At 72.3% G+C, this 13,956-nt stretch carries 12 protein-coding genes; 8 read left to right on the top strand and 4 right to left on the bottom strand.

What is annotated here, in order from left to right; all coding sequences use genetic code 11:
- Window positions 1-38 precede the first annotated feature (38 nt).
- The 6 genes from ACFY3I_RS11280 (at window position 39) to ACFY3I_RS11255 (ending at window position 6,514) form a co-directional block, all read left to right on the top strand.
- Window positions 39-1,271, top strand: a complete 1,233-nt coding sequence (locus ACFY3I_RS11280) for a DUF4190 domain-containing protein (RefSeq protein ID WP_390860355.1) — start codon at window positions 39-41, stop codon at window positions 1,269-1,271.
- Between the two features lie 147 nt (window positions 1,272-1,418).
- Window positions 1,419-2,171 carry a GntR family transcriptional regulator gene (locus ACFY3I_RS11275; protein WP_390860354.1) on the top strand — a complete coding sequence of 251 codons (753 nt, stop codon included), beginning with the start codon at window positions 1,419-1,421 and terminating at the stop codon, window positions 2,169-2,171.
- A 302-nt stretch (window positions 2,172-2,473) separates the two neighbouring features.
- Window positions 2,474-2,674, top strand: a complete 201-nt coding sequence (locus ACFY3I_RS11270; protein WP_365294033.1) for an SPOR domain-containing protein — start codon at window positions 2,474-2,476, stop codon at window positions 2,672-2,674.
- A gap of 30 nt (window positions 2,675-2,704) precedes the next feature.
- On the top strand, window positions 2,705-3,139 hold the full coding sequence (locus tag ACFY3I_RS11265; RefSeq protein WP_390860353.1) for a (deoxy)nucleoside triphosphate pyrophosphohydrolase: 435 nt from the start codon (window positions 2,705-2,707) through the stop codon (window positions 3,137-3,139).
- Between the two features lie 119 nt (window positions 3,140-3,258).
- A complete protein-coding gene (locus ACFY3I_RS11260; RefSeq protein ID WP_390860352.1) occupies window positions 3,259-3,675 on the top strand; it encodes an ATP-binding protein in 417 nt (138 codons plus the stop codon).
- Between the two features lie 250 nt (window positions 3,676-3,925).
- Window positions 3,926-6,514 carry a SpoIIE family protein phosphatase gene (locus ACFY3I_RS11255; RefSeq protein ID WP_390860351.1) on the top strand — a complete coding sequence of 863 codons (2,589 nt, stop codon included), beginning with the start codon at window positions 3,926-3,928 and terminating at the stop codon, window positions 6,512-6,514.
- Between the two features lie 254 nt (window positions 6,515-6,768).
- On the opposite strand, the gene ACFY3I_RS11250 is transcribed toward ACFY3I_RS11255, so the two are convergent.
- Window positions 6,769-8,247: a hypothetical protein gene (locus tag ACFY3I_RS11250; protein WP_390860350.1), complete on the bottom strand. Its 1,479-nt coding sequence runs from the start codon at window positions 8,245-8,247 to the stop codon at window positions 6,769-6,771.
- 79 nt (window positions 8,248-8,326) lie between these two features.
- Here ACFY3I_RS11250 and ACFY3I_RS11245 point away from each other — a divergent pair, with 79 nt between their 5' ends.
- Both ACFY3I_RS11245 and ACFY3I_RS11240 read left to right on the top strand, forming a co-directional pair.
- A complete protein-coding gene (locus tag ACFY3I_RS11245) occupies window positions 8,327-9,451 on the top strand; it encodes a hypothetical protein (protein ID WP_390860349.1) in 1,125 nt (374 codons plus the stop codon).
- Window positions 9,448-10,437 carry a phosphotransferase family protein gene (locus ACFY3I_RS11240; RefSeq protein WP_390860348.1) on the top strand — a complete coding sequence of 330 codons (990 nt, stop codon included), beginning with the start codon at window positions 9,448-9,450 and terminating at the stop codon, window positions 10,435-10,437. The genes ACFY3I_RS11245 and ACFY3I_RS11240 overlap by 4 nt, the downstream gene beginning before the upstream one ends.
- Here the strand turns inward: ACFY3I_RS11240 and ACFY3I_RS11235 are convergent.
- The 3 genes from ACFY3I_RS11235 to ACFY3I_RS11225 are packed head-to-tail and all read right to left on the bottom strand — an operon-like array spanning window position 10,412 to window position 13,954.
- Complete coding sequence (locus ACFY3I_RS11235) at window positions 10,412-11,188, bottom strand: succinate dehydrogenase/fumarate reductase iron-sulfur subunit (protein ID WP_390860347.1); 777 nt, start codon at window positions 11,186-11,188, stop codon at window positions 10,412-10,414. The two genes, ACFY3I_RS11240 and ACFY3I_RS11235, sit on opposite strands and share 26 nt — an antisense overlap.
- Window positions 11,185-13,116 (bottom strand): fumarate reductase/succinate dehydrogenase flavoprotein subunit, encoded by a 1,932-nt coding sequence (locus tag ACFY3I_RS11230; protein WP_390860346.1) that lies wholly within the window; start codon window positions 13,114-13,116, stop codon window positions 11,185-11,187. Before ACFY3I_RS11230 ends, ACFY3I_RS11235 begins: the two co-directional genes overlap by 4 nt.
- 16 nt (window positions 13,117-13,132) lie before the next feature.
- Window positions 13,133-13,954 (bottom strand): hypothetical protein, encoded by an 822-nt coding sequence (locus ACFY3I_RS11225; protein ID WP_390860345.1) that lies wholly within the window; start codon window positions 13,952-13,954, stop codon window positions 13,133-13,135.
- Window positions 13,955-13,956: the final 2 nt, after the last annotated feature.

Genomic DNA, 13,956 nt, shown 5'->3' with positions numbered 1-13,956 from the left:
TTCACGCGGCCAGACGCCCCCTCAGGAGCACGGTACCGGTGTCCATACCTCCGCCTCCCGGCCCCCAGCAGCCGCAAGGGCCCTACCAGCCGCCCGCGGCGGGCGGTCCGCAGTACCCGCACTACCCGCAGCCGCAGTACCCGCAGGGGCCGTACGGGCCGCAGCCGCCGTACCCCTCGCCCTACCAGCCCTGGGGGCAGGGTCACGTCCCCTACGTGCTGCCGGCGCCCGTCAACGGCCTCGCCATCGCCTCCCTGGTCCTCGGGCTGCTGTGCTGCCTGCCGGGGGTGGGGCTGGTGCTCGGGGTGATCGCGCTGATCCAGATCCGCAGGCGCGGTGAGCGGGGCAGGGCGATGGCGGTCGTCGGATCGGTGTTCTCCGGGATCGGGCTGGCCGTCTGGGTGCTGCTGCTGGCCACCGGCGGCGCCGCCGAGTTCTGGGAGGGCGTCAAGGAGGGCGCGAGCGAGACCTCAAGCCTGTCGCTGTCCACCGGTGACTGCTTCGACACCCCCGGCGACTCCCTCACCGGCGACCTGGTCACCGATGTCACGCGGGTGCCCTGCGAGGACGCCCACGACGGTGAGGTCTTCGCCACCTACGACCTCAAGGGCGCCGAGTACCCGGGCGACGACGCGTCCGGCGGCTCCGCGGACCACCGCTGCTACGCCCTGGAGGACACCTACGCCTTCGACCTCTGGGCGGTTCCCGACGACGTCGCCGTCTACTACTTCACGCCCAGCGAGGACAGTTGGTCCACCGGGGACCGCAGCGTGGTCTGCGCCTTCGGCAGTGCCGCGGAGGGGGAGAAGCTCACCGGTTCCTACCGCGCGCAGGTCGGCGCCTTCACCCCCGAACAGGTCTCCTACCTCAGGGCCGCGCACATCCTGAACGTCGCGCTGGACACCGCGCCGGACACCGACTACATCGAGGACGACCTGCCCGGGAACAAGGCGTGGGCGGGCCGGGTGGCCACGGCGCTCGGCAAGCAGTCGGCGATGCTGCGCTCCGGGAAGTGGTCAGCCGACACGGAGCGGCCGGTTCTCGCCCTCGCCGCCGACCTCGACAAGGCGCGGACCGAGTGGGCGAGGGCCGCGAAGGCTCCGGATGTCGATACCTTCTACGCGCACTACGACAAGGGGTACAAGTTGATCGACCCGCATCGCGCGGTGACCGTACGCGATGCTCTGGGCCTCTCCGTCGACCCGCCCGCGTACGACGACGGAGGTCAGGGCGCCGGCAGTGAAGGAGGTGGCTCCGGTATGCAGGTGTGACCGCGGCCACAGCGGGGAGAAAGTGCCTGCGTAATGCATTCCCCGGCCACTTGTCATCACATCGAGTGATTCTCTGGCCTTTGCTTGCATGGCGGAACCCACGGTTGCCACGCTGTTGCTGTCTGTACAACCTGATGGGAGCGGCCAGTGACTTTCGGTGAGCAGCCGGCGTATCTGCGTGTCGCGGGTGATCTCCGCAAGAAGATCGTCGACGGTTCGCTGCCCCCGCACACACGGCTCCCCTCCCAGGCTCGCATCCGCGAGGAGTACGGCGTCTCCGACACCGTCGCGCTGGAGGCCCGCAAGGTGCTGATGGCCGAGGGGCTGGTCGAGGGCCGCTCCGGCTCGGGGACCTACGTCCGCGAGCGGCCGGTGCCGCGGCGGGTGGCCCGCTCCGGGTTCCGCCCGGTCGGCGGCGCCACCCCGTTCCGGCAGGAGCAGTCCGAGGCGGCCGCGCGCGGCACCTGGGAGTCCAGCAGCGAACAGGCCGAGGCCGGCGCCGTGATCGCCGACCGGCTGGGCATCCAGACGGGCGACCGGGTGATGCGCACCCGGTACCTGTTCCGGGACTCCGGGGAGCCGATGATGCTCTCCACCTCCTGGGAGCCGCTCGCCGTCACCGGCCGCACCCCCGTGATGCTGCCCGAGGAGGGCCCGCTGGGCGGCATGGGGGTGGTGGAGCGGATGCGGGCCATCGACGTCATCGTGGACAACGTCACCGAGGAGGTCGGCGCCCGCCCCGGCCTCGCCGAGGAGCTGCTCACCCTGGGCGGTGTCCCCGGCCACGTGGTCCTGGTGATCCAGCGGACGTACTACGCCTCCGGCCGCCCGGTGGAGACGGCCGACGTCGTCATCCCGGCCGACCGGTACCGGGCCGCGTACCACCTGCCCGTGAAGTAGCGCACACCCCCGAGGTGGTTGACGCCTTCACCGTCTCTGTCCGTAGTCCCGCCCGGCCGTCGTGATCCGGCCGTTCTCGCAGGTGGTCCGGGCTGTCCTCGGCATGCCTCCGACTCGGTGCGCCGGGTGTGCGGACGGCGCGTTCGTCATCGTGCGCCCCCACCGTTCTGGCTGGTTGCGTACCTCTTTGTGAAAAGGCGTATTCGCTGCGTAAAGGTTAGGCGTACGCTCGGGCATATGCGGAGTGCGGTTTCCTTGGCGGGGCGGGGACGGGCGGGAGCCGGGAGAGTCGGAGGGGTGCGATGACGGAAGGCACGGTCTCTCTCCCCTGGCTGGTCATACGGCAGGACGACAACGGCAATCGCTACCGGGTCGGCCGGTACGCGACCCGGGCCGAGGCGCAGAAGATCGCCGACAGTCTCGACGACCGCGGACACAAGCAGCTCTACTGGGTCGAGCGCATCGGCTTCGCCAACGGCGGCGGGGGCGGCACGCGCAACTGACCCCGCACCGCCTCCCGTAGGCTCCCGGCCATGAGCCAACGGATCGTGGTGGTCGGAGCCGCCCTGCTCGACGCCGGCCGCCTGCTCGCGGCCCGCCGCAGCGCACCCCCGGAGCTGGCCGGCCGCTGGGAGCTGCCCGGTGGCAAGGTCGAGCCCGGCGAGAGCCCCGAACAGGCCCTGGTCCGCGAACTGCGCGAGGAGTTGGGCGTGACCGCGCAGGCCGTCGCCCGGGTGCCGGGGGAGTGGCCGCTGCGTGAGCCGTACGTCCTCCAGGTGTGGACCGCCCGCCTCCACCCCGCCTCGGCGCCCCCGGAGTCCCTTCAGGACCACGACGAACTGCGCTGGCTGAGCCCGGACGAACTCTGGTCCGTGGACTGGCTCGACCAGGACGTGCCGGCGGTGCGCGAGGTGGCCGCCCGTCACCCGCACCTCCTGCCCCCTGGGCGCTCGGCCTCCCCGGCGTAAGCCGTTCGCACCACAGTGCGCCCACCCGTGCGGTACTGGCCCCCGGTAATCGGGTATGTGCCCATTAACCCCATGAAACCGGACAGGGCAGGGCTCGTAGCCAGGGAAGCGACTGGGAAGTGATCGGTGTGATCGACACCGAAGGTGACACCGTCGAGTGGACCTTTCCCGCGGAACCGGGCGCCGTGCGCACAGCCCGTACCGCGGTCCGTGACCAACTGACAGGCTGGGGCCTCGGCACCCTCGCCGACATCACCGCCCTGCTGGTCAGCGAGCTGGTGACCAACTCCCTCCGGCACGCCACCGGCCCCATCGGCGTCCGCCTGGTCCGCCCCGCGGACCTCCGCGACACCCTGCGGGTGGAGGTCTCCGACCCGCTCCCGGACCCGCCCCGCGAGCGCGCCGCCAGCCCCGACGACGAGAGCGGCCGCGGCCTCCAGCTGGTCGCCGGCTCCTCACGCAGCTGGGGAACCCGCCCCGGCGGCACCGGCAAGACCGTCTGGTTCGAACTCGCGGTACCCGACCGGACCGGGTGAACCGGGTGTACACGCTGTGCTACGCCGTCCACTCTCGGGAGTGGCCGCGGAACGGGCGCCCAAGTAGGTGGTTCGAGGGCGTGTTCCCTGGTTAGAAGAGTGGAAGTGTTCTCACGGCCAGGTCCGGAAATCGTCGGGACCATGCTGTGATCGTGAACACCGTGTCAGGCGGCACCGTAGTGCTGGATACTGCGGGCAGCCGCCCCCGGTGACCGGTGCCGGGCGCGGTGAGCTGGAGGGGACGGTTCGCGTGAGCGAGATACCAGCTAAGGCCACGGAGTCCGAGGACCCGTCGGACGGTGCGAGGGAGGGGACCGCGGAGACAGCCGCCGCCCCCGGCGGCGCCGTGTGGCAGAGCAGCCCACCCGGCTCGATCTACGACTACATCAAGGTCGCCTCGTTCTCCATCGGCGCCGACGGCCTCGTCGACCAGTGGAGCCTGCGTGCCGAGCAGCTCTTCGGCATCCCCGCGGAGCGCGCCGTCGGCATGGATCCCATCGAGGCGTTCGTCGACGAGGACCTGCGCGAACGCGGCCAGCGGAAGATGGCCGAGATCCTGGACGGGCGGGAGTGGACCGGCGCGGTCCCCTTCCGGATGCCCGACACGGCGGACGGCGAGCGCGGCGAGGAGGGACTCGCCGAGGTCTACGTCATGCCCACCCGCACCGCCGAGGGCGAGAAAGCGGCCGTGTGCATAGTGGTCGACGTCCGCACCCTACGCAGCATCGAGACCGACCTCGCCGCCTCGCAGTCGATATTCGGTCAATCTCCTTTCGGCTTCCTGCTGATCGACCCCGACCTGCGGATCCGCCGGGCCAACGTGCGGTTCTCCTCCATCTTCGGCGGCAGCCCCGACGACCACCGCGGCAAGGGCGTCCACGACTACCTGCCGCGCTCGGAGGCCGAGCGGGTCGCGGCCACCCTGCGGCGGGTCCTCGACACCGGCAACTCCATCACGGACATGCACGTCACGGGGTTCGTGCCGGGGTCGGAGGAGCGCCGGCACTGGTCCATCAACCTCTACCGGGTGCACGGCGGCACCGGCCGCCCCATCGGCATCGCCTGGCTCGGCCTGGACGTCACCGCCCGCCGCGCCGCCGCCCGCGAAGCCGCCGCGGCCCGACGGAATCTCGCCCTCCTCAACGAGGCGGGCGCCCGCATCGGCAACTCCCTCGACCTGGAGACCACCGCCCGCGAACTCCTCGACGTGGTCGTGCCCGGCTTCTGCGACCTGGCCACCGTCGACCTCTACCAGGGCCTGCTGGCCGGCGACGAGCGGCCGCCCGGGCTCTCCGACGGCAGCGCCGAACTGCGCCGGGTGGCGTTCGCCAGCGCGGTCTCCGACGCGCCCTTCGTGGGCGGCGGTTCCCCGGTCGCCGTCGGCGCCGTCCACCACTACCCCTTCAACTCGCCGTGCGCGGACGCCCTGCGCACCACTCGCCCGCAGCACGTGCCCGCCGAGGAGGGCGGTCTCGTCCAGTCGACCCTCGCCGTTCCGATGGTCGCCCACGACACGGTCGTCGGCCTCGCGCAGTTCGCCCGCACCAAGGGCAGCGAGCCGTTCGGCGACCGCGACCGGGAACTGGCCGTCGAACTGGCCGCCCGCGCCGCCGTCTGCATCGACAACGCGCGCCTGTACCGCCGTGAGCACGAACGCGCGCTGATACTGCAACGGTCCCTGCTCCCGCCCGGTGACCCGGAGGCCTCCGGGCTGGACATCGCGTGCCGCTACCTTCCGGGCAACGCGGCCACCGAGGTCGGCGGCGACTGGTTCGACGTCATCGAACTCCCCGGCCACCGCACGGCGCTGGTCGTCGGCGACGTGATGGGCCGGGGGCTGCGCGCGGCGGTCGCGATGGGCGAACTGCGCACGGCGGTCCGCACGCTGGCCCTGCTGGACCTCGAACCCGCCGAGGTGCTCTCCGCGCTGGACGAGATCGCCCGCGGCCTCGGCACCCCCGGCGGAGTCCAGCAGGCCACCCGCACGGCCCGCCAGCCCCGGGACGCCGACCTCTCCGAGGTCTACCTGGCGACCTGCGTGTACGCCGTCTACGACTCGGTCACCAGGCGCTGCACGTTCGCCAACGCCGGCCATCTGCCGCCGGTGCTGGTGGAACCGGGCGAGGACGCGCTGATGCTCGACGTGCCGCCCGGCATGCCGCTCGGCGTCGGCGGGGAGCCCTTCGAGGAGGTCGAGGTCGAACTCCCCGAGGGCGCGCTGCTCGCGCTCTACACCGACGGCCTGGTCGAGTCCCGAGACCACCCCCTGGACGAAGGCCTCCAGGCGTTCGTCGGCGCCCTCACCGACCCCTCCCAGCCCCTCGAGGACGTCTGCGACCACGTCCTGAACACCCTCGACACGCACCACGGCGAGGACGACATCGCGCTGCTGATGGCACGTGTACAGGGGCTGCCGGCCGAGTCGGTGGGCGACTGGACGCTGCCGCGCGAGCCGCGCAGTGTCGGGCGGGCCCGAGAGTACGCGCGCGGCCAGCTGATCGCCTGGGACCTGGAACCGTTGGTCGACACGACGGAGCTGCTGGTCAGCGAGCTGGTGACCAACGCGCTGCGCTACGGCGAGGGGGAGATCCGGCTACGGCTGCTGCTCGACCGGACGCTGGTGTGCGAGGTCTGGGACTCCGGCCTGGTCCAGCCGCGGCGGCGGCGCGCCCGCGACACCGACGAGGGCGGGCGGGGCCTGCAGCTGGTCGGACTGCTCAGCGCGGCGTGGGGCTCACGGCGGACGCCGCGCGGCAAGACGGTGTGGTTCGAACTCCCGTTGCCCGACGGCGAAACGGGCCTCACCGACCCGGCGGAGGCGCTCCTCAGCCTGTTCTGAGCGGGGCCCACACGGCCGGTTCATCCCTGCGGGCGCGTGGGGGCCGTTCGCGCAGTTTCCCCGCGCCCCTTTCAGGGGCGTCAGCCGTAGCGCCCCTTCAGGGGCGCGGGGAACTGCGCGAGAAACCACGACGGCGCCGCGCGGAGTGTACTGGCGGCGCCGGCCCCGCCAGGGGCGCTGGGGGAGGAACTGCGCGAACGGCCCCCACGCGCCCGCGGACGCAGTGCGACCGGTCGTCCGTGCGACCGTCGGCGTCAGCCCAGCCGCGCCCGTGTCTCCGGGCCGCCGAACGTCACCACCGGCCCCCCGTCGCCCTCCTCGCCCAGCAGCACGCCCCCGAGGACCGCCCCGGCGAGCCCGCTCTCGTGGGCCGCCTCCCCGGCGTACGGGTTGCCGTGCGCCCGGACGTCCCGTCCCGCCAACTCACGGGCGCGCCGCGCCAGCCGGTCCGCGTCCGGCGGTGCCGCCCGCCACGCCTCCGCGAGCAGCGCCCGCGCCTCCGCCCCCACCGCCCCCCGGTGCACCCCCACGAAGTCGTCCGCCGCCCCCAGCGCGCTCCGCGCCACCAGCTCCGCCCCGGCGGCGATCACCCCGGACCGGCCGCCCCCGGCGCCCTCCACCGCCCGCACCACCCGGCGCAGCGCGTCCAGCGTGTCGTAGGGCCCGCCGGTGAGCTCCTCGCGTACCGCGGCCAGCACGGTGTCGGCGTGGGACAGGCGGGACGCGGACGCGGCCGCCCGGACCCCCGCCAGTTCGGCCTCCGCCCCGGTGAGCGCGGCCGGCACCAGGGCCGCCGCGCCGCGCAGTTCCGCCGCGAGCCGGGCCACCCCGCCCAGCAGCACCCCGGCCTGGGCCACCGCCCCCTCGGCGGCGCGCACCCCCCGGCGGAACCCGTCGCCGTCGCCCGAGTCGGCTTCCCTGCGGGCCTGGTTGAGCCGTCCGGTCGCGAACACCAGCCGGTCCTTGGCCTGTTCGACGTACCCGAGCACGGCGGCGACGGCCGCGCTCCCGTACCGTTCGCCGGCCTCCGTCAGCACGGCCGCCACCCCGCCCGTGCGCCCGGCCAGTTCCCGGAACCGCCCCTCGGCCACCGCCAGCGCGTCCCCCGCCTCCCACGCGGCGTCGAACCGCGCCGCCGCCGCGTCCAGTTGCCGTCCCGCCTCGGTGCCCCGCCCCACCACTCCCACCAGGGCCTGCCGCCGGCCGGTGTCCTCCCCGGGTATGCCCTCCTCGTACCGCCGCCATATCGCGAACGCGGCCGACAGTTCGGTGCCGGCCGTCCGCACGGCCGCCGCCACGGCGTCGCCGCCGTCCACGTACCCGAGCGCCTCGTCGCTGGTGCGCACGCAGTCGTCGGCCAGGACCAGGGCGGCCCGGGCCTGCCGCTCCAGATCGACCGGCGACGGGGGCGGCGGCGCGGTGGAGACCATCCCCGGGGTGGTGCGCGAGCGGGAGCGCCGTACCCGTCGTACGTACCCGTAGCCGCCCAGCGCGCCGGCGGCCGCCACCGCGACCAGCGGCATGACGTAGTCGGTGGTGGACGCGCCGTCCGCCCGGGCCGTGGCGACCGGCTCATGCGCCGGAACGGGAACCGGATCTTGAGCGGTGGTCGTCCTCACCGGCAACACCAGCCAGACCGCTCCGGCCACCCCGCCCAGCAGGACGTGCCCCACCCGCACACCTATGTGGCCGGTGGCGCGTCGCGGACGGCCCCGGAACAAGGATGACGTCACATTTCGGAGCGTATGGGCAGCGAGTCGGCTCCGCGACCGGGGCGGGGACGGGCGGACGACGACGACGGAGGGACCACCCATGGCAGCGGACTCCGGAACGGCCCGAGCGGGCGAGAACCCGGACGCGGACGCGGGCGAGGGCCCGGGCACGGGAGAGGGCCCGGGCGAGAGTGCGGCGCGGATGCCCGACGCTCCCAGGAGGGCCGCCCGGATCCGCCGGCTCAGACGGATCGGGCTCGCCGCCGTCCTGCTCCTGGTCCTGCCTCTCCTCACCGTGGAGACCGCCCTCCGCGTCAACTACACCGGCGATCCGAGGCCCGGCACCCGCACCCGCGACAGGGACGTCATCTGGCTCGGCCACGCCTGGGTCGACGGCCGCAAGACCGACGCCGACGTCACCGCCCTCGCCGCCCGGCTCGCGGACACCGGCATACGCGACCTCTACGTCCATGCCGGACCACTCGAACACAACGGCACGCTGCCCAGATCGGACTACCCCAAGGCCCGTTGGCTGATAACGGCCGTGCATCGAAAACTCCCCGGCGTCCGGGTCCAGGCCTGGCTCGGGGACGAGGTCGCGCCCGAGAAGCCGGACGCCATGCACCTGGAGAAGAGCCAGACGCGGGCCGCCGTGGTGGCCTCGGCCCGGCAGGTGGTCGCGGCCGGCTTCGACGGGGTCCACTTCGACCTGGAGCCCCTGCACTCCGGCGACCGGAACTACCTGGCCCTCCTCGACGCGCTGCGGCCGGTGACCCCGCTGCTGTCCGTCGCCGCACACCAGATCGATCCGCTGCCGGCCTTTCACTCCTTCTGGGGTACTGCCACCGGTCATCCCAAATGGTGGTCACAAGAGTATTTCGGGCAAGTCGCCCGTCGGGTGGACCAGATCGCGGTGATGTCGTACGACACCATGCAACCCCTGCAGAGTCTGTACGGCGGCTACGTCGCGCAGCAGACCAGCCTCGCGCTGGAGGTCACCCCGGCCGGCACCGACCTCCTCATGGGCCTGCCCTTCTACCACGAGAACCGGTTCGGGCACTGGGCGCACGCGGAGACGGTGCCGGCCGCGGTGCGAGGGGTTCGGCTGGGACTGTCCCGCACGGACCCGGATCGCGCTAACTTCGGCGTCGCCCTGTACGTCGACTTCGCCGCCACCGAGGATGACTGGACCTCTTATCGGAAGGACTGGGTTCGTACGTCATGACCACCGCTCGCGCCCACCTCACCCGTGACGACCTCGCACCGCTCGCCCGCGAGGCCCTCGGCCGTGCCCCCGCCACCGTCACCCGGCTGCGCGGTGGCTCCAAGAAAGGCGTCTACCGGCTCGCCCTGGACAACGGCAGGACCGCGATCGCCTACGTCTGGTCCCCGGAGGAGGACTACTGGGGTCCCGTCGACGCCGACATCCGCGACCCCTTCGCCCACGCCTCCGGGCTGGGTCTGTTCCTGTCGGCCCACGACCGGCTGACCGAGCTGGGGGTGCGCACCCCGCGGCTGCTGTTCGCCGACGAGGACGCCGAGCACCTGCCCTCGTACGCGGCGGTCGTCGAGGACGTCCGCGGCGGCAGCCTGGAGCTGCTGCTGCGCAGCGACCCCGGCGCGGCCCGGGTGCCGCTGGCCCGCCTCGCCGGGACCCTGGGCGTGCTCCGGGACTGCACGGCCCCCGGATACGGCAAGGCCGCCCTCGTCGAGGAGGGCGGCAAGCCGCTAGGCAGCTCCTGCGAGCAGGTCGTCGCGGACCGTGCCGTGCGCGACATCGCGGAGCTGGCCGAGCGGGACCCCCGGGTACGGGATGTCGGCCAGGCGCTGTCGGAGCGGGTCCGGGAGCTGTACGACCGGATCGAGCCGCGCGCGGACACCGGCCTCGTGCACGGCGAACTCGGCCCGGAGCACGTCCTGGTGACCGAGGAGGGCGATCCCGCCCTGATCGACGTCGAAGGCCTCATGTACTTCGACGCCGAGTGGGAGCACGTCTTCCTCCAGCTCCGCTTCGGGACCGCCTACGACGTGCTGCGCGCAGCCGACCTCGACGAGGACCGCATGGCGCTGTACCGGCTGGCCATGCACCTCAACCTGGTGGCCGGCCCGCTCCGGCTGCTGGACGGCGACTTCCCGGACCGCGAACCGATGCGGGACATCGCCGAGTCCAACCTCCGGCGGGTGTTCAGCCTCCTGCCGGGCGCCTCCTGATCTTCGAGCCGAGCCACACCAGCGGGTCGTACTTGCGGTCGACGGCCCGCTCCTTCAGGGGGATCAGCGCGTTGTCGGTGATGTGGATGCCCTCGGGGCACACCTCCGTGCAGCACTTGGTGATGTTGCAGTAGCCGAGGCCGTGTTCGTCCTGGGCCGTGCGCTTGCGGTCCAGGCCGGACGCCTCGGCCGCGTCCAGCGGGTGCATGTCCAGCTCGGCGACCCGCATCAGGAACCGCGGCCCCGCGAACGCCGTCTTGTTCTCCTCGTGGTCGCGGACGACATGGCAGGTGTCCTGGCACAGGAAGCACTCGATGCACTTGCGGAACTCCTGCGGCCGGTCCACGTCCTCCTGGAACATCCGGTACTCGCCGGGACCCACCCCGGCGGGCGGCACGAACGACGGGACCTCCCTGGCCTTCTGGTAGTTGAAGCCGACGTCCGTGACCAGGTCGCGGACGACCGGGAAGGCGCGCAGCGGGGTGACCGTCAGGGTCTCGTCCCGTTCGAAGACGGACATCCGGGTCATGCACATCAGACGCGGGCGGCCGTTGATCTCCGCCGAGCACGAACCGCACTTGCCCGCCTTGCAGTTCCAGCGGACCGCCAGGTCGGGAGCCTGGGTGGCCTGGATGCGGTGGATGATGTCGAGGACCACCTCGCCCTCGTTCACCTCGACCTTGAAGTCCTCCAGGCCGCCGCCCTCGACGTCGCCCCGCCACACCCTGAAGTGGGCCGTGTAGCCGCTCATTCGTACAGCTCCTCTTCGGCGAGGTACTTGACCAGCTCCTCCTTCTCGAAGAGGGCGAGCAGGTCGGCTCGGATGGGTTCGGCGGTCTCGCGGGTGAGAACGATCTGGCCGCTCGCCGGGTCGGCCGCCCCCGGTCCTCCCGTGGGGTCGGCCGGGCGGCACAGCAGGTTGATCCGGCGCCAGTCGCGGTCCATCGTCGGATGGTCCTCGCGGGTGTGGCCGCCGCGGGACTCGGTGCGCTCCAGGGCCGCCCGGGCCACGCACTCGCTGACCAGCAGCATGTTCCTGAGGTCCAGGGCCAGGTGCCAGCCCGGGTTGAACTGGCGGTGTCCCTCCACCCCGGCGCGGCGGGCCCGCACCCGCAGCGCGGCGAGCCGCTCAAGGGCCTGCTCCATCTCGCCCTCCCGGCGGATGATGCCGACCAGGTCGTTCATGGACTGCTGGAGCTCCTGGTGGAGCGTGTACGGGTTCTCCGGCGGACCGGAGTCCGGGTCCTGGCTCTCGGCGGAGAACGGCCGCAGCGCCTCGGCCGCCGCCGCGTCGACCTGCTCGTCGTCCACGCGCGGGCGGGCGTCGAGGCCCGCCGCGTGGTCGGCCGCGTGCCAGCCCGCCCGGCGGCCGAACACCAGCAGGTCGGAGAGCGAGTTGCCGCCGAGCCGGTTGGAGCCGTGCATGCCGCCGGCCACCTCGCCGGCCGCGAACAGCCCGGGCACCCCGCGCGCGGCCGCCGTGTCGGAGTCCACCGCGACGCCGCCCATCACGTAGTGGCAGGTCGGCCCCACCTCCATCGCCTCCGCGGTGATGTCGACGTCCGCAAGCTCCTTGAACTGGTGGTACATGGAGGGCAGCCGGCGCCGGATCACCTCGGCCGGCATCCGGGTCGACACGTCCAGGAAGACCCCGCCGTGCGGGGAGCCGCGGCCCGCCTTCACCTCGGAGTTGATCGCGCGGGCCACCTCGTCGCGGGGGAGCAGCTCGGGCGGACGCCGGTTGTGGTCCGGGTCCTCGTACCAGCGGTCGCCCTCCTCCTCGGACTCGGCGTACTTCTCCTTGAAGACGTCCGGGACGTAGTCGAACATGAACCGCTTGCCCTCGGAGTTGCGCAGCACCCCGCCGTCGCCGCGCACCGACTCGGTGACCAGGATCCCCTTCACCGACGGCGGCCAGACCATGCCCGTCGGATGGAACTGCACGAACTCCATGTTCAGCAGGGGCGCCCCGGCCAGCAGGGCGAGCGCGTGCCCGTCCCCGGTGTACTCCCACGAGTTCGACGTCACCTTGAAGGACTTGCCGATGCCACCGGTGGCGACCACCACGGAGGGCGCCTCCAGGACGAAGAAGCGGCCCGTCTCGCGTTCGTACGCGAAGACCCCCGACACCCTGCTGCCGTCCTTCAGGATCCGGGTGACCGTGCACTCCTGGAAGACCTTCAGCCGGGACTCGTAGTCGCCGGTCTCCTTCCTGTCCTCCTGCTGGAGGGAGACGATCTTCTGCTGGAGGGTCCGGATCAGTTCCAGGCCGGTGCGGTCGCCGACGTGGGCGAGGCGCGGGTACTCGTGGCCGCCGAAGTTGCGCTGGGAGATCCTGCCGTCCTTCGTACGGTCGAACAGGGCGCCCCAGGTCTCCAGTTCCCAGACCCGGTCGGGGGCCTCCTTGGCGTGCAGCTCGGCCATCCGCCACTGGTTGAGGAACTTGCCGCCGCGCAGGGTGTCGCGGAAGTGGACCTGCCAGTTGTCGTGTTCGTTGGCGTTGGCCATGGCCGCCGCGATGCCGCCCTCGGCCATCACCGTGTGCGCCTTGCCGAACAGCGACTTGCAGATCACCGCCGTACGGGCGCCCCGCTCGCGCGCCTCGATCGCGGCGCGCAGCCCGGCGCCGCCGGCACCGACCACGACGACGTCCCACTCCTGGCGGTCGACCACGGACATCACAAGGCCCCACTCATTAGAAGAATCGCGGATCGTCGAAGACCCCGGACGCGACGAGATAGACGTAGAAGTCGGCGAGTGCCACGCTCACCAGCGACGCCCACGCGAGCTGCATGTGCCGGGCGTTGAGCCGGCCGACGAACTGCCACGCCCGGTAGCGCACGGGGTGCTTGGAGAAGTGCTTGAGCTTGCCGCCGACGATGTGCCGGCAGGAGTGGCAGGACAGCGTGTAGGCCCAGATCAGCACGATGTTGGCGACGAACACCAGGGTGCCGAGGCCCATGTGGCCCCAGTTCTCGTGGGTGTCCCGGAAGGACAGCACCGTGTCGTAGGTCAGCACGCAGGCGACCAGCAGGGCGAAGTAGAAGAAGTACCGGTGGAGGTTCTGCAGGATCAGCGGGAAGCGGGTCTCACCGGTGTACTTCGCGTGCGGTTCGGCCACCGCGCAGGCCGGCGGGGACGCCCAGAAGCTGCGGTAGTACGCCTTGCGGTAGTAGTAGCAGGTCAGGCGGAAGCCCAGCGGGAAGATCAGGATGATGATCGCCGGGGAGATCGCCCACCAGCCGCCGAACAGGTCGGCGTTCGGGCCGGACGGCATGTTCCTGCAGTTCTCGGCCAGGCACGGCGAGTAGAACGGCGAGACGTACGGCGCCGAGTAGTAGTCCGCGTTGGCGAAGGCCCGCCAGGTCGAGTAGACGACGAACGCGAACAGACCGGCCGCGGTGACGGCGGGTGCCAGCCACCAGCGGTCGGTCCGCAGGTGCGGGGCGGGGATCGCGGCACGCGTACCGGTGCGTACGCCGCCGCTGTTCGGATGTGGTTCCGTACCAGTGGCCAATG

This window comes from Streptomyces sp. NPDC001068 (assembly GCF_042897315.1).
Taxonomy (GTDB): domain Bacteria; phylum Actinomycetota; class Actinomycetes; order Streptomycetales; family Streptomycetaceae; genus Streptomyces.
Note: the sequence above shows the minus strand (reverse complement) of the source record. Positions and strands in the feature narration are given on the sequence as shown.